This window comes from Aeromicrobium phoceense, assembly GCF_013868155.1.
Classification (GTDB): domain Bacteria; phylum Actinomycetota; class Actinomycetes; order Propionibacteriales; family Nocardioidaceae; genus Aeromicrobium; species Aeromicrobium phoceense.
The window spans coordinates 1,823,917-1,838,305 of record NZ_JACEOG010000001.1 but is presented as its reverse complement, the minus strand read 5'-3'; the positions used below and the strand labels follow the sequence as shown (position 1 = coordinate 1,838,305).

At 72.3% G+C, this 14,389-nt stretch carries 14 protein-coding genes; 4 read left to right on the top strand and 10 right to left on the bottom strand.

The annotated features are described in order from the left end of the window. Nucleotides 1-77 precede the first annotated feature (77 nt). Nucleotides 78-659 (top strand): dihydrofolate reductase family protein, encoded by a 582-nt coding sequence (locus tag H1W00_RS08915; protein ID WP_181755382.1) that lies wholly within the window; start codon nucleotides 78-80, stop codon nucleotides 657-659. 70 nt (nucleotides 660-729) lie between these two features. On the opposite strand, the gene H1W00_RS08910 is transcribed toward H1W00_RS08915, so the two are convergent. From H1W00_RS08910 to gatC, 5 genes are all read right to left on the bottom strand, one after another. Next, complete coding sequence (locus tag H1W00_RS08910; RefSeq protein ID WP_181755381.1) at nucleotides 730-1,212, bottom strand: pyridoxamine 5'-phosphate oxidase family protein; 483 nt, start codon at nucleotides 1,210-1,212, stop codon at nucleotides 730-732. A gap of 55 nt (nucleotides 1,213-1,267) precedes the next feature. Further along, a complete protein-coding gene (locus H1W00_RS08905) occupies nucleotides 1,268-1,558 on the bottom strand; it encodes a DUF1540 domain-containing protein (protein WP_206679990.1) in 291 nt (96 codons plus the stop codon). Between the two features lie 166 nt (nucleotides 1,559-1,724). Beyond that, entirely contained in the window at nucleotides 1,725-3,227 is a 1,503-nt protein-coding gene (gatB, locus tag H1W00_RS08900) for an Asp-tRNA(Asn)/Glu-tRNA(Gln) amidotransferase subunit GatB (protein WP_181755379.1), read from the bottom strand. After that, nucleotides 3,224-4,729, bottom strand: coding sequence for an Asp-tRNA(Asn)/Glu-tRNA(Gln) amidotransferase subunit GatA (gatA, locus tag H1W00_RS08895; protein ID WP_181755378.1), 1,506 nt, complete (start codon nucleotides 4,727-4,729; stop codon nucleotides 3,224-3,226). Before gatA ends, gatB begins: the two co-directional genes overlap by 4 nt. After that, nucleotides 4,726-5,028 carry an Asp-tRNA(Asn)/Glu-tRNA(Gln) amidotransferase subunit GatC gene (gene gatC / locus H1W00_RS08890; protein WP_181755377.1) on the bottom strand — a complete coding sequence of 101 codons (303 nt, stop codon included), beginning with the start codon at nucleotides 5,026-5,028 and terminating at the stop codon, nucleotides 4,726-4,728. The genes gatA and gatC overlap by 4 nt, the downstream gene beginning before the upstream one ends. A 66-nt stretch (nucleotides 5,029-5,094) precedes the next feature. Here gatC and H1W00_RS08885 point away from each other — a divergent pair, with 66 nt between their 5' ends. Then, complete coding sequence (locus H1W00_RS08885) at nucleotides 5,095-5,808, top strand: cutinase family protein (RefSeq protein WP_181755376.1); 714 nt, start codon at nucleotides 5,095-5,097, stop codon at nucleotides 5,806-5,808. 87 nt (nucleotides 5,809-5,895) lie between these two features. Here the strand turns inward: H1W00_RS08885 and ligA are convergent, their stop codons facing one another. Further along, entirely contained in the window at nucleotides 5,896-8,187 is a 2,292-nt protein-coding gene (gene ligA / locus H1W00_RS08880) for an NAD-dependent DNA ligase LigA (protein WP_181755375.1), read from the bottom strand. Between the two features lie 95 nt (nucleotides 8,188-8,282). Here ligA and H1W00_RS08875 point away from each other — a divergent pair, with 95 nt between their 5' ends. Next, nucleotides 8,283-9,284: a DNA topoisomerase IB gene (locus H1W00_RS08875; RefSeq protein WP_181755374.1), complete on the top strand. Its 1,002-nt coding sequence runs from the start codon at nucleotides 8,283-8,285 to the stop codon at nucleotides 9,282-9,284. Between the two features lie 172 nt (nucleotides 9,285-9,456). On the opposite strand, the gene H1W00_RS08870 is transcribed toward H1W00_RS08875, so the two are convergent. Next, on the bottom strand, nucleotides 9,457-10,389 hold the full coding sequence (locus H1W00_RS08870) for a uroporphyrinogen decarboxylase/cobalamine-independent methonine synthase family protein (RefSeq protein ID WP_181755373.1): 933 nt from the start codon (nucleotides 10,387-10,389) through the stop codon (nucleotides 9,457-9,459). A 126-nt stretch (nucleotides 10,390-10,515) separates the two neighbouring features. Between H1W00_RS08870 and H1W00_RS08865 the strand changes: the two genes are divergently transcribed. After that, nucleotides 10,516-10,959, top strand: a complete 444-nt coding sequence (locus H1W00_RS08865) for a GNAT family N-acetyltransferase (RefSeq protein WP_181755372.1) — start codon at nucleotides 10,516-10,518, stop codon at nucleotides 10,957-10,959. Here the strand turns inward: H1W00_RS08865 and H1W00_RS08860 are convergent. The 3 genes from H1W00_RS08860 to H1W00_RS08850 are packed head-to-tail and all read right to left on the bottom strand — an operon-like array spanning nucleotide 10,947 to nucleotide 14,350. Then, a complete protein-coding gene (locus H1W00_RS08860; protein ID WP_338072861.1) occupies nucleotides 10,947-12,011 on the bottom strand; it encodes an NAD(P)-binding domain-containing protein in 1,065 nt (354 codons plus the stop codon). The genes H1W00_RS08865 and H1W00_RS08860 overlap by 13 nt on opposite strands. Before the next feature lie 36 nt (nucleotides 12,012-12,047). Next, nucleotides 12,048-13,145, bottom strand: coding sequence for a tRNA 2-thiouridine(34) synthase MnmA (mnmA, locus tag H1W00_RS08855; protein WP_181755371.1), 1,098 nt, complete (start codon nucleotides 13,143-13,145; stop codon nucleotides 12,048-12,050). Further along, a complete protein-coding gene (locus tag H1W00_RS08850; RefSeq protein WP_181755370.1) occupies nucleotides 13,142-14,350 on the bottom strand; it encodes a cysteine desulfurase family protein in 1,209 nt (402 codons plus the stop codon). The genes mnmA and H1W00_RS08850 overlap by 4 nt, the downstream gene beginning before the upstream one ends. Between the last annotated feature and the right edge of the window lie 39 nt (nucleotides 14,351-14,389).

The window sequence follows — 14,389 nt, the reverse complement described above, 5'->3', positions numbered from 1 at the left end:
CACACCTCCCCTCCCGCTGCTGGTTGACGCACGACCGCCGCACGAGTTGGGTTGGACACCAACCAGAGGAGAGCGCCGTGGGCCAGGTCGTGATGTACAGCTCGGTGTCGGTGGACGGCTTCATCGCCGACGAGAACGACGAGCCCGGGACGCTGTTCGACTGGTTGACCAGCGGCGACGTCCCGCTGGATGACAGCGGACTCCTCAAGGTGTCGCAGGCTTCCCATGACTACGTCCGGCCGTACTGGGACCAGATCGGGGTGACGATCGCCGGCCGTCACGTCTTCGACCTGACGGACGGGTGGGACGGGACGCCTCCGAGCGGCATCGAGCACGTGGTCGTCGTGACGCACCGGCCGCCGCCCGAGGGCTGGGACTCCAGCGCGCCGTTCCACTTCGTCGACGGCGTCGAGGCAGCGGTGGCCAAGGCGCAGGAGCTCGCGGGCGACCGCTGGGTCGAGGTGGCCTCGGGCGACGTTGGCGGCCAGGTGCTCGCTGCTGGTCTGGTCGACGAGGTGCGCATGGACGTCGTGACCGTCGTGTTCGGTTCGGGCAAGCGCTACTTCGGGTCGGTCGACGCGCAGCACCTGCTGGAGGACCCGGACGTGGTCATCCAGGGCGAGCGTGTGCTCCACCTGCGCTACCGGGTGCGCCGATGAGCGACTCGAACGAGCCGCACGAAGCAGACTGACCGGCAGTCCCCAAATGTCCTTCCGGCGGAGGAACCCGTCAGAGCCGAATGGTGTCGTTGTCGCCGAGGTCGGGCTGCGAGTCGCTGACGAGGCCCTTCACGAACTGGACGGCCGCGGCGACCTTGCCCGAAGACTCCCAGTACTCGGCCGTGGTGGCGTCGATGCGCAGCGCGATGTTGTCGGCGTCCTCGGGCCCGCCGGACATGAAGGCGCCGGCGGAGGTGTCCCAGAGGTCCTCGACCTTGCCGCGGTTCTGCTCGACGTGGGCGGTGCCGCTGAGCGAGACCCACCCGGCGTCGCTCGCGTAGGCCACGTTCACGCGGGGGTCCGCCTCGAGTGCTCGCACCTTCTCGCTGCTGCGCTCGGTGAGGAACCACGTGGTGCCGGGGTGCTCGAAGTCCTGCGTGCCCATCGGGGTGGACACGAGGGCGCCCTCCTGCGAGACGTAGGTCAGCACGGCGATCCGGGTGTCGCGCATGATCGCCGTGACGGTCTGGGTCTGGTCGTCATGAGTGGTCATGCTTCGACCCTTGCACCCGCGCCGGGTCGCCGCCTCCCGAGGCGGACGGGTTCGCTCAGGCCACCTGGTAGGTCAGGCAGTCCGCCACGTCGGCGCCCGGCCCGACGCGGATCGAGTCCGCGTGACACTCCAGCGCGTCGTTGTGGGTGCAGTCGGTCCGGTGGCACGCGCCGACCATCGCGGTCGCGGTGGGCAGGCCACCGGAGATGCTGATGTCGATGAACGTGCCGCAGCCGGCCTCGGCCCCGGTGATGTTGATCGCTCCGGCGTGGCACTCGTGATCGGCGTTGTACGAGCAGCCTTCGACGGCGCAGTCGTGGACGGGTGGCAGTTCCTGGACGTTCATGGTCGCCTCCATCGGTGGTCCTGCTTCGACGGTACGACGACGCCCCTGTGGTGAGGGAAGACTCAGAACGACGTGGTCTCGATACGCCGTTCGCTGCGCTCGCGTGCTACTCGACCACCGGCACCTGAGCCGCTCGACCACCGTTCCGGTGGTCGAGCAGCTCACGTCAGGACAGCTTCTCGAGGATGAGCTCGCGGACGCGGCCGGCGTCGGCCTGGCCGCGCATCTCCTTCATCACGAACCCGATCAGCGCACCGGCGGCGGCCTGCTTGCCGTCGCGGATCTTCTGTGCCGCGTCGGGGTCGTTGGCGATGGCGCGGTCGACGGCGTCGCCGAGCGCACCGTCGTCGGACACGACCTCGAGGCCGCGGGCGGCGACGACCTCCTCGGGCTCACCCTCGCCGACCAGCACCCCCTCGAAGACCTGGCGGGCCAGCTTGTCGTTGATCCGCTTGGCGTCGATGAGGCCCTGGATCTGCGCGACCTGCGCCGGCGTGATCGCGAGCGCGGTGACGTCGGTGCCGCGCTCGTTGGCGGTACGGGCCAGCTCGCCCAGCCACCACTTCCGCGCGGCCTGCGGCGTGGCGCCCGCCGCGATGGTCTCGGCGACGAGGTCAAGCGCACCGGCGCCGACCGTGTCGCGCATGTCCAGGTCGCTGAAGCCCCACTCGGCCTGCAGGCGCTTGCGGCGCTCGGCGGGCGGCTCGGGCAGGGTGCCGCGCAGCTGGTCGACCCAGGCGCGGTCGGGGGCGACCGGAGCGAGGTCCGGCTCGGGGAAGTAGCGGTAGTCGTCAGCGTCGGACTTCTCGCGACCGGCCGAAGTGGAGCCGTCGGACTCGTGGAAGTGACGCGTCTCCTGGACCACCGATCCTCCGGCGTCGAGGATGCCGGCGTGACGGCCGATCTCGTAGCGGACGGCGCGCTCGACCGAGCGGAACGAGTTCACGTTCTTCGTCTCCGAGCGCGTGCCCAGCTTGTCGCTGTCGAGCGGCTTGAGCGAGAGGTTGACGTCGGCGCGCAGCGAGCCCTGGTCCATCCGGGCGTCGGAGACGTCGAGCGCGACCATCAGATCACGCAGGTAGTTGACGTAGGCGCGGGCGACGGCCGGCGCCTTGTCGCCGGGGACCTCGATCGTCTTGGTGACGACCTCGATCAGCGGGATGCCCGCGCGGTTGTAGTCCAGCAGCGAGTACTCGGCGCCGTGGATCCGGCCGGTGCTGCCGCCGACGTGCAGCGACTTGCCCGTGTCCTCCTCCATGTGCGCGCGCTCGATCTCGATGCGGTACGTCTCGCCGTCGACGTCCAGGTCGACGTAGCCCTCGAACGCGATCGGCTCGTCGTACTGCGACGTCTGGAAGTTCTTCGGCATGTCCGGGTAGAAGTAGTTCTTCCGCGCGAAGCGGCACCACTCGGCGATCTCGCAGTTCAGCGCGAGGCCGATCCGGATCGCCGACTCCACGGCCTTGGCGTTCACGACCGGCAGTGCGCCGGGCAGGCCCAGGCACACGGGGCAGATCTGCGTGTTGGGCTCGGCGCCGAACTCGGTGGAGCAGCCGCAGAACATCTTCGAGGCGGTGTTCAGCTCGACGTGGACCTCCAGGCCCATCACCGGCTGGTAGCGGCTGAGCGCCTCGTCGAACGGGACGAGCTTCGTGGCGGTGGTGCTCATCGGGCGACCTCCAACTCGGGGGCGAGTGCGGCGAAGGGGCTGCCGTCGCGCTCGGCGACGAACCGCTCCAGCGCGGCACCGGCGTTGTACAGGCGGTCGTCGGCCATCGCGGGCGCCAGGAACTGCAGGCCCACCGGGAGGCCTTCGGACAGTCCGATCGGCAGCGAGATGCCGGGCACGCCGGCGCGGGTGGCCGGGATCGTCGCGATGTCCTGCGCGTACATGGCCAGCGGGGCGTCGAGCTTCTCCCCCAGCGGCCACGCGACGGCCGGCGAGGTGGGCGAGGCGAGGACGTCGACCTGCTCGAACGCGGCCTCGAAGTCGCGCGCGATGAGCGTACGGACCTTCTGGGCCGAGCCGTAGTACGCGTCGTAGTAGCCGCTGGAGAGGGCGTAGGTGCCCAGGATGATGCGGCGCTTGACCTCGTCGCCGAAGCCGGCGTCGCGCGACGCGGCCATGACCTGCTCAGCGCTGGGGCCGTCCACGCCCTGCGGCGAGACCCGCAGGCCGTACCGCATCGCGTCGAACTTGGCGAGGTTGCTGCTGACCTCGCTCGGCATCACGAGGTAGTACGCGGCGAGGCCCTGCGCGAAGCTCGGGCACGAGACCTCGACGATCTCGGCGCCGGCCTTCGCCAGCAGCTCGATCGACTCCTCGAAGCGCTGGCGCACGCCGGGCTGGAAGCCCTCGCCGGCGAGCTCGCGGATGACACCCACGCGCAGGCCCGAGACGTCGGCGCGACGCGCGGCCTCCACGACCGGCGGGACCGGGAGGTCGAGGCTGGTGGAGTCGCGCGGGTCGTGGCCGGCCATGACCTCGTGCAGGAGCGCCGCGTCGAGCACGGTGCGGGTGACCGGGCCGGCCTGGTCGAGGCTGCTGGCCATCGCGACCAGTCCGTAGCGGGAGACACCGCCGTAGGTGGGCTTGACGCCCACGGTGCCGGTGACGGCGCCTGGCTGGCGGATCGAGCCGCCGGTGTCGGTGCCCACCGCGAGCGGGGCCTCGAACGCGGCCACCGCGGCCGCGGAGCCACCGCCGGAGCCACCGGGGATCCGGTTGGTGTCCCACGGGTTGCGCGTGGGGCCGTACGCCGAGTGCTCGGTGGAGGAGCCCATCGCGAACTCGTCCATGTTGGTCTTGCCCAGGATCGGCAGGCCGGCGGCCTTCAGGCGCGACACGACGGTGGCGTCGTACGGCGGGACCCAGCCCTCGAGCATTTTCGAGCCGCACGTGGTGGGCAGCCCGGTGGTGGTCAGGACGTCCTTGACCGCGATCGGCACGCCGGCGAGGTCGTGCACGGACTCCCCTGCGTCGCGGCGGCGATCGACCTCGGCGGCCGTGGCGAGGGCGCCCTCGGCGTCGACGTGCAGGTAGGCGTGGATCTCACCGTCGACCGCGGCGATGCGATCGAGGTGCTGCTGCGTGACCTCGACGGAGGTCACCGTGCCGGCGGCGAGCGCGGCGGCGAGGTCGGCCGCGGTCGAACGGGTCAGGTCGCTCATGCTTCTCCGAGGATCTTGGGGACGAGGAAGCGCTGCTCCTCGCTGGCGGGGGCTCCGGCGAGGGCAGCGTCGGGCGTCAGGCTCGGCTGGACCTCGTCGGGACGGAAGACGTTGGTCACCGGGACGGGGTGGCTCATCGCGGGCACGTCGTCGCCGGCGGCCTGCTGGACCACCTGGACGTAGTCGAGGATCGCGGGCAGCTCGGCACCCAGTCGATCGAGTTCGGAGCCGGACAGTTCGATCCGCGCGAGGCTCGCCAGATGGGCGACATCGTCGCGGGAGATCTCGGGTGACGACATGGATTTCATCCTAGTCGGGCGGCCATTCGCGCCCCGCGCCGGTCACGATGGACGAGGATGGCGCCCATGCTCGGCAGGACGGTGGTGCTCGCCCTGGCCTGCTTCGCGCTCGCCGGCTGTGACGCGGCGTCTTCCGGGACCCCCTCGGAGGCCGAGCCGTCTGGGTGCGCGGCCGTCGAGATCGTGGGCATCCGAGGGCAGGGCCAGTTCCTGGAGGCCAACGACGGACTCGGCACGGAGGTCTCGCGGATCTCCGCCGCGCTCGCCGACGACCTGGCGTCGCTCGGCACGGTGCGGACCACCGCGATCCGGCACGCGAGCGGCCTCGGAAGCTGGGACGAGTACCTCGAGGACGTGCGGGACGGACGCGATCGGCTCCGCACCCACCTGCGGTCGGTCGCCGCTGACTGCCCTGACGCGAAGATCACCGTGATCGGCTTCAGCCAGGGCTCGCAGGTCGCCCGGCAGGAGCTGGCGGCGGATCCTCGCCTCGCCCGGCACGTCGACGTGCTCGTGCTGGTGGGCAGTCCGGTGCGTGATCCCTCCTCGCCGTTCGAGCACGTGGAGCTGACCGGTGGCGTCCCGGCGGAGGCCGGCCGCCTCGGGCCGGGGCCGGACCTCGGCGAGCTGGCCGAGCGGACCGTGGAGGCGTGCATCGCCGGCGATGCCGTGTGCGCTGCCGGTAGCTCGCCCGACGACACGATCCACCGGCACGCCTACGAGGATCCGGACGTGGCACAGGCGATCGCGTACGCCGCCGCCACTGTGCTGGCCGGGTGACATGGGCCCACAGGAACTGCTGGCAGTGACGTTCGCGGGGCCTCCACCGGCGTGTCGACCCCGCAAACGTCACTGCCAGCGCTCACCTCAGGCCAGCGCGTCGGGGCCACCCTCCAGCAGCTGCTTGAACTGCTCCTCGTTGAGGATCCTCAGCCCGAGCTCCTCGGCCTTGGCGGCCTTCGAACCGGCGTTCTCGCCCACGACGACGTAGTCGGTCTTCTTGCTGACCGAGCCGGAGGCCTTGCCGCCGGCGGCGATGATCGCCTCCTTGACCGAGTCGCGGGTGAAGTCCTCGAGCCCGCCCGTCACCACCACGGTGAGCCCGTCGAGCACTCCCCCGGCCGTCGAGGCCGCGCCCGGGCCGGGGTGGTCGGGGATGGCGAACCGTACGCCGGCCGCCTGCCACTGCTCGACGATCTCGCGGTGCCAGTCGACCTCGAACCACTCGATGAGCGAGTCGGCGATGATCCCGCCGACGCCCTCGACCGCCGCCAGCTCCTCGCGGGAGGCGGCGCGGATGGCCTCGATCGAGCCGAAGTACTGCGCCAGGGCCCGCGCGGCCACCGGACCCACGTGACGGATGTTGAGGGAGACGAGCTGGCGCCACAGGTCCTTCGTCTTTGCCTTCTCCAGCTCGTCGAGGAGGACCTGGGCCTGCTTGGACGCGTCGCCCGTCTTCACCCGGAACGGGGTGCGGACGACCGGCTGGCCGGTCTTCTCGTCGAGCTTGGCCTCGCCGGTCTCGGCGTCGCGCACGGTGACCTCGATCGGCACGAGCTGCTCGAGCGTGAGGGAGAACAGGCCGGCCTCGGAGTCGAGCGGAGCGCCGGTGCCCTGGGTGAGCGCGGCGGCGGTGACCTCGCCCAGCGCCTCGATGTCGAGGGCGCCGCGCGAGCCGACGTGCTCGACCCGGCCGCGCACCTGGGCCGGACACGTGCGCGCGTTCGGGCAGCGCAGGTCCTTGTCGCCCTCCTTCATCGCGCGCAGCGGCGTGCCGCACTCAGGGCAGCCCTCGGGCATGACGAACGCGCGCTCGCTGCCGTCGCGGCGCTCGACCACGGGACCGAGGACCTCGGGGATGACGTCACCGGCCTTGCGCAGCACGACGGTGTCGCCGATGAGGACGCCCTTGGCCTTGACGACGTCCTGGTTGTGCAGGGTGGCCTGGCGCACGACGCTGCCGGCCACGCGGACCGGCTCCATCTGGGCGTACGGGGTGGCGCGCCCCGTGCGGCCGACCGACACGACGATGTCGAGCAGCGTGGTCTGGACCTCCTCGGGCGGGTACTTGTAGGCGATGGCCCACCGCGGCGCGCGGCTGGTCTCGCCGAGCTCGGGGTGCAGCGCCAACTCGTCGACCTTCACCACGAGGCCGTCGATCTCGTGCTGGAGGGAGTGCCGCTGGCCGCCCAGCTCGGCCACGCGCTCGAGCACGTCGTCGACGTCGTCGAGCACGCGCGTGTTGGGGCTGGTGGGCAGGCCCCACCCCTGGAGCAGGTCGTAGACCTCGCTCTGGGCCGACACCGGCGGGCGCTCCCACGCGCCGATGCCGTGGACGTAGAGGTTCAGCACGGCGATCCGCTCGTTGCCGGCCTCCAGCTCGAGGCCGGACTTCTTGTCGAGCTGCTGGCGCAGGCCGCCGCTGGCGGCGTTGCGCGGGTTGGCGAAGGCCGGGAACCGCCGGGCCGCACTGGCGGTGGCACGCTCCTCGGGCACGCCGCGGGCGAGCGACTCGGCCACGGCCCGGTCGCGAAGCTCGGCCTGGAAGGCGTTGAGCCGCTCGAACTCCTCGATGCCGATGAACACCTCGCCACGGACCTCGACGAGAGGCGGGTGACCGTCGCCCGCGAGCCGCTCGGGGATCCCGGCGACCTTGAGCGCGTTGACCGTGACGTCCTCGCCCACGCGTCCGTCGCCGCGGGTGGCGGCCGAGACGAGCACGCCGTCCTCGTAGCGCAGGTTGAGCGCGAGCCCGTCGATCTTGGCCTCGGTGAGCCACCGGACCGGGCGCCCGGCGGCACGCTGCGTCTTGGCGCACCAGTCGCGCAGCTCCTCGGGCGAGAAGACGTTGTCGAGGCTCAGCATCCGCTCGGCGTGCTGGATCGGCGGCAGCGCCGTGGCGCCCGTGGCGGCACCGACGACCAACGTCGGCGAGTCCTGGCCCTGGAGCTCGGGGTGGAGCCGCTCGAGCTCCTCCAGCCGGTGCATCCAGCCGTCGTAGGTGACGTCGTCGACCAGCGACGTGTCCTGGCCGTAGTAGGCGTCGCGCGCGCGCTCGATCTGCTCGACGAGCTCGGCCGCCTCGGCGCGAGCCGCCTTGGGCCCGGGATCGTCGTCGGGCACTGCAGTTCCGGGCGCTGTTCCGGGTGTCTCCGCCATGGCGACGAGCCTAGTGCGACGCTCGGACAGTGCCATGCAGGTGCGCCGCACGACGTCGAGTTGCCGCGCGCGCTCACCGATTTAGGGTGCGGAGCATGAGACTTCGCCGCGTGACGACCCGCACCCGGGGCTGGACCCGGCGTCGTGCGGGGCGCGGGTGGACCTACCTGGACGAGCTCGGCGGCACCATCACCGGCGAGGAGCGCGAGCGCATCGAGGCCCTCGTGATCCCGCCGGCGTGGAAGGACGTCTGGATCAGCCCCTGGGCCAACGGCCACCTGCAGGCCACCGGTGTCGACGAGGCTGGGCGGACCCAGTACCTCTACCACCCCGACTGGGTGCGCCAGAGGAACCTCGAGAAGTTCGACCGGATCAGCCAGATCGCCCATGAGCTGCCGCGGCTCCGCAAGCTGGTCGCCGACCACATCACCGCGCGCGACGGCTCGCGCGAGCACGCGGCGGCGGTCGCCGTGCGCATGCTCGACTCCGGCTCGTTCCGCGTCGGCAACGACGTCTACGCCAAGCAGGGCAGCTTCGGCCTGACCACCCTCGAACGGCGTCATGTGCGCGCCAAGGGCAACACGCTCGTGTTCACCTTCGTGGGCAAGTCCGGGGTGGAGCACCAGGTGGTCCTTGACGACGAGCCGGTCGTGGACGCGGTGAACCGCATGCGGCGGCGACGCGGCGGCGGGCCGCGCCTGCTGGAGTACCTGGCCAACCGGTCGCGCTTCCCGCTGGACTCCTCCGACGTCAACACCTACCTGCGCGAGCAGACGGGCCTGGAGATCAGCGCGAAGGACCTGCGGACGTGGGCCGCCACGGTGCTCGCGGCCGAGGTGCTGGCGCTGTCCGACGAGCCCGGCGACACCAAGGCCTCCCGGGCGCGGGCGGTGCGCGCCGCGTTGACCGAGGTCTCGCTCGCCCTGGGCAACACGCCCACGGTGGTGCGGAGCTCGTACGTCGACCCGCGGCTCATCAGCCTCTACGAGTCGGGCACCGTCATCCCGCGCCAGTCGTTCGAGGGCGAGATCGATGCGCTCGAGCGCCGCAACGCGATCGAGCGCGAGACCCTGCGGTTGCTGCGCGACGTGGACTGACGCGGAGCACGTGATCTCGATACACCGTCTCGCTGCGCTCGCCGGCACTCGATCACCGGGCCGTCGGTGATCGAGTAGCAGGGCGAGGAACCTGCCGGTGATCGAGTAGCGGGGCGAGGAACGAGCCCGCGTATCGAGATCACGCCGAACGCGAGGAGCCCGCGTGTCGAGATCAGCCGAAGGAGCGGGCGGCGGTGGCGGCCTGCTCGAGAGCCTGGCGGGCGTCGGCCGGCGAGCGCCCGGCGAGGCCGCACGCGGGGGTCACGACGCCGCGGCCGGCGAACGACTCGGGCGCGAAGCCGAGGCGCCCCATGAACTCCTCGATCCGGGCGGCGCCATCGCCGCCGAACCACAGGTCGGTCCCGGCCTCGAAGACCTGCGCCCACACGTCGGAGGGCTCGGCGAGCGAGAGGTCGAACGCGATCGCCTCGAACCCCGCGCCGGCCAGCAGCGACACCGGCACGTCGGGCGCGCAGGTGTGCACGACGGGCCGGGCGCCGGCCTCACCAATCGCCTCGACGACGGGCCGCAGCAGGGCGTCGGCCACGGGCGCGTCGATGGAGCGGTGCCGCCCGAACCCGCTGGCGGTCGGGATGCTGCCGGCCAGCACGGCGGTGATGGCGGGCTCGTCCACCTGCACGACGAGGTCGCCGGTGAAGCGACGACGCAGCTCGGCGAGGTGGTCCCCGACCGCCGCACCCAGCGCCTCGGCGAGCTCGCGCCGCGCCCCGTGGTCGGAGACGACCTTGTCCCCGCGGGGTCGCTCCACGGTCGCGGCGAGCGTGAGCGGGCCGGTCAGCTGCTGCTTGAGCGTCACGGACTGCCCGGCGAGGAGCTCCTCCAGTGCGTCGAGGTCCTGACGCAAGGCCGATCGGGCCCGGCGCTGGTCCATCCCCTCGCCCGGCGCGAGCCGCCAGCCCGCCGGCTGCAGGTCGATCGGCAGGGGCAGGATGCCGAGCGTGCGACCGAGCATCGCCGATGGCGCGCCGCGGCCCGGCAGCTCGGGGACGAAGACGATCCCGTCGGCGCCGAACGTCTCGACGACGTACCTGGCGACCGGGGTGAACTCGTCGCCCGGCATCGATCCGATCCCCGTGGCGCGCATGCCCACGATCATCCCCCACGCCCCGGTGTGAGAATCATCCGGTGACCGTTCGACCCGCCACGAACCACGACGTCCCCGCCCTCGCGGACCTCGCCGCCCGCACCTTCCCCTCGCCTGCCGCCCGGCATGCCCGAGGAGAGCATGGCGGCCTTCATCGCCGAGCACCTCTCGCCCGAGCGGTTCGAGGAGTACCTCGCCGCCGACGAGGCCGAGGTCCTGGTGGCCCACGACGACGCGGGCACCCTCACGGGCTACACCCTGACCTTCGCGCGCGAGCCCTACGACGAGCACCTCGCGGCCGTCGTGCGGCAGCGCCCGACCGTGGAGCTCAGCAAGTGCTACGCCGACCCGGACGCCCACGGCACGGGCGTCGCGAGCCGGCTCATGGAGGCGGTCGTGGAGGCCGCCCGCGAGGCCGGAGCCGCGAGCGTGTGGCTCGGGGTGAACGGCCGCAACGCCCGCGCCCAGCGGTTCTACGCCAAGCACGGCTTCGAGGTGGTCGGCGAGCGGCGCTTCGTCGTGGGCGGGCACACCGAGGACGACCTGGTCCTCGAGCGTCAGCTGGCCTGAGCCCCGGCCTGTTCCAGCCGGCGCGCCACCGCACGCGCGGCCACCCGGCCGGCCCGGTTGGCGCCGATCGTGGACGCCGACGGGCCGTACCCGACGAGCTGCACGCGCGGATCCGCCACCGCGGTGGTGGAGGTCGACGTGGTGTCGCCGAGCTGGATCCCACCGAGCGGCGACCGGAGCCCGAGCGGGGCGAGGTGCTCGACGTCGGGGCGGAACCCGGTGGCCCACAGGATCACGTCCACCGGCTCGAACGTCCCGTCGGCCCAGCGCACGCCGTCACGCTCGATCCGGCTGAACATCGGTCGTCGCTCGTAGGCGCCCAGGCGGGCCGCCTCCTGCTCCTGCGGGCGCAGCATCAGGCCGGTGACACTGACGACGCTGCGCGGCGGCAGGCCCTGCCGCACGCGCTCCTCGACCAGGGCCACGGCCTCGCGGCCGGCGTCCTGGTCGAACTCGTCGGTCCGCCACACCGGCTCGCGGCGGGTGACCCACAGCGTCTCGGTGAGAGGCCTCAGCATGCCGAGGAACTGCACCGCCGACGCCCCGCCGCCGACGACGAGGACCCGGCGCCCCCGGAAGCGCTCGACGTCGCCGAACTCCACCGTGTGCAGCTGCTCGCCGGCGAAGTCCTCGCGGCCCGGGTAGTACGGCACGAACGGGCGCCGCCACGTGCCGGTCGCGTTGACGATCGTGCGGGCGTGCCACGTCCGGCCGTCCTCGGCCTCGATCCGCAATGCCTCGCCCTCGTCGTGCACCGCCCGGACCACCACGGGCCGGACGACGGCCAGGTCATTGCGCGTCTCGTAGTCGGTGAAGTAGGCCGGGACGAAGGTGTTGGCGGCCTCGGGCCCGTGGGTCGCCGGCAGCGGCGCGTCGGGAAGGTCGGCGACGCCGTGCACGTCGGACATCGTCAGGGAGTCCCAGCGGTGCTGCCACGCTCCTCCCGGTCGCGCGTTCGCGTCGAGGACGAGGTGGCTCACGCCGAGGCGGTGGAGGTGGAACGAGGTCGACAGCCCGGCCTGGCCGGCTCCGATGACGATGCTGTCCCACACGCTCGGGTCAACGTCGCCGGGACCGCGCGGATTCCCTCAGGCGGCGACGGTGCGGCTGGTGCGCGCGATCGTGGCGGAGCCGACGACGCGGGTGCCCTCGTAGATCACGCAGGCCTGACCCGGGGCGATGCCCGTGGCCGGGTCGGCCAGCTCGACGCGGACGACGTCGCCGTCCACCGTGACCGTGGCCCGGTGCTCGTCGCCGTGGGCGCGCAGCTGCACGGTGCACGCCAGCGGGCCGACGGGCGGCTCGTCGCACCACAGCGGCTTGATCCCCTCGATCGCGTCGATCGCGAGGTGTTCGCGCGGCCCAACCGTGACGGTGCCGGACACGGGCTCGATGTCGAGCACGAAGCGCGGCTTGCCGTCGGCTGCCGGGACACCGAGCCGCAGTCCCTTGCGCTGGCCGATCGTGAACGCGTAGGCGCCGTCGTGCGCACCGACCTCCGCGCCCGTCTCGTCCACGATCGGTCCGGGCTTCGGGCCGAGCTTGTCGGCGAGCCAGCCGGCGTTGTCACCGTCGGAGATGAAGCAGATGTCGTGGCTGTCGGGCTTGTTCGCCACCTGAAGCCCGCGTCGGGCAGCCTCCTCGCGCACGAGGGACTTCGGGTCGTCGCCGAGCGGGAAGACCGAGCGGGCGAGCTGGTCCTGCGTGAGGACGCCGAGCACGTAGGACTGGTCCTTGCCGTGGTCGACCGCGCGGTGCAGCTCCACGACCTCGCCAGCGGTGCCATCGGAGGTCACGAGGCGCGCGTAGTGTCCGGTGACCACGCCGTCGAAGCCCAGCGCGACGGCGCGTTCGAGCACGGCGGCGAACTTGATCTTCTCGTTGCAGCGCAAGCACGGGTTGGGCGTGCGACCGGCGGTGTACTCGGCGATGAAGTCGTCCACGACCTCGTCGGCGAACTCGTCGCTCATGTCCCACACGAAGAACGGGATCCCGATGGCGTCGGCGGCCCGGCGGGCGTCGCCGGCGTCCTCGATCGAGCAGCAGCCGCGGGCACCGGTGCGGTAGGACTTCGGGTTGCGACTCAGCGCGAGGTGCACACCCGTGACGTCGTGGCCCGCGTCGACGGCGCGTGCGGCCGCCACGGCCGAGTCGACGCCGCCGGACATCGCGGCGATGAGCCTCATCGGGTGCGGCTCCGGACGAGTCCGGCGGTGCGCGCCCGCTCGTGCACGGCCGGCAGCACCTCGATCAGGCGATCGACGTCGGCCTCGGTGGACGTGTGTCCCAGGCTGAAGCGCAGCGAGCCGCGGGCGGCGGCGTCGTCGAAGCCCATGGCGAGCAGCACGTGGCTGGGCTGCGGCACGCCCGCCTGGCACGCCGAGCCCGTGGAGACCTCGATGCCCTGCGCGTCGAGCAGCATCAGCAGGGCGTCGCCCTCGCAGCCGGGGAACGTCACGTGGGCGATGTTCGGCAGGCGGTGTGCGGGCCCGGGCAGCGGGTCGCCGTTGACGACGGCCTCGGGGACGACGCGGGCGATCCCCTCGACCAGCCGCGTGCGCAGTGCCTCGATGCGGGCCGCGTTCTCGGCCTGGCGCTGCACCGTGAGCTCGAGGGCGGTGGCGAAGCCGGCGATGAGCGCCACGCCCACCGTGCCCGAGCGCAGGTCGCGCTCCTGGCCACCACCGTGCAGCAGCGGCGTCGCCTCGACCTCGCGCCGGATCACCAGCGCACCGACGCCGACGGGGCCGCCGAGCTTGTGCGCCGTGACGGTCATGGCGTCGAGGTCGGTGGCGGCGAAGTCGAGCGGCAGGTAGCCCGCGGCCTGGACGGCGTCGGAGTGCACCGGGATGCCGTACTGGCGCGCGATCTCGACGACCTCGGCGACGGGCTGGATCGTGCCCATCTCGTTGTTGGCCCACATCGTGGTGATCGCCGTGACGTCCTCGGGACTCGACTCGATGGACTCGCGCAGCGCGTCGATGCGCACGCGGCCCTGGCGGTCGACGGGCGTGACGTCGATGCGGGCGCCCTCGTGCGCGGCGAGCCACGTGACGGGGTCGAGCAGGGCGTGGTGCTCGATCGAGCTGAAGACGACGCGGTCGCGGCGCGGATCGGCCGAGCGACGCGACCAGTAGAGACCCTTGATCGCGAGGTTGTTGGCCTCGGTGCCGCCCGAGCAGAACACGACCTCGCTCGGCCGGGCGCCCAGGCGCTCGGCGATCGACTCGCGCGACTCCTCCACGACGCGGCGGGCGCGGCGGCCGGCCTCGTGCAGGCTCGACGGGTTGCCGGTGCGCTGCAGCTCGTCGTGCATCACCTCGACGGCCTCGGGCCACATCGTGGTGGTGGCCGCGTGGTCGAGGTAGACGCGATCGGGGGTCGTGGTCATCGTCTCCAGCGTAATGGGGCCGCACGAGAGCCGCCCCGG

Bases quoted from the DNA above. Each gene is read 5' to 3' on its own strand.
- H1W00_RS08910 (WP_181755381.1), bottom strand. From the start codon at position 1,212: ATGACCACTCATGACGACCAGACCCAGACCGTCACGGCGATCATGCGC.
- H1W00_RS08905 (WP_206679990.1), bottom strand. From the start codon at position 1,558: ATGAACGTCCAGGAACTGCCACCCGTCCACGACTGCGCCGTCGAAGGC.
- gatB (WP_181755379.1), bottom strand. From the start codon at position 3,227: ATGAGCACCACCGCCACGAAGCTCGTCCCGTTCGACGAGGCGCTCAGC.
- gatA (WP_181755378.1), bottom strand. From the start codon at position 4,729: ATGAGCGACCTGACCCGTTCGACCGCGGCCGACCTCGCCGCCGCGCTC.
- gatC (WP_181755377.1), bottom strand. From the start codon at position 5,028: ATGTCGTCACCCGAGATCTCCCGCGACGATGTCGCCCATCTGGCGAGC.
- H1W00_RS08885 (WP_181755376.1), top strand. From the start codon at position 5,095: ATGCTCGGCAGGACGGTGGTGCTCGCCCTGGCCTGCTTCGCGCTCGCC.
- ligA (WP_181755375.1), bottom strand. From the start codon at position 8,187: ATGGCGGAGACACCCGGAACAGCGCCCGGAACTGCAGTGCCCGACGAC.
- H1W00_RS08875 (WP_181755374.1), top strand. From the start codon at position 8,283: ATGAGACTTCGCCGCGTGACGACCCGCACCCGGGGCTGGACCCGGCGT.
- H1W00_RS08870 (WP_181755373.1), bottom strand. From the start codon at position 10,389: ATGCGCGCCACGGGGATCGGATCGATGCCGGGCGACGAGTTCACCCCG.
- H1W00_RS08865 (WP_181755372.1), top strand. From the start codon at position 10,516: ATGCCCGAGGAGAGCATGGCGGCCTTCATCGCCGAGCACCTCTCGCCC.
- mnmA (WP_181755371.1), bottom strand. From the start codon at position 13,145: ATGAGGCTCATCGCCGCGATGTCCGGCGGCGTCGACTCGGCCGTGGCG.
- H1W00_RS08850 (WP_181755370.1), bottom strand. From the start codon at position 14,350: ATGACCACGACCCCCGATCGCGTCTACCTCGACCACGCGGCCACCACC.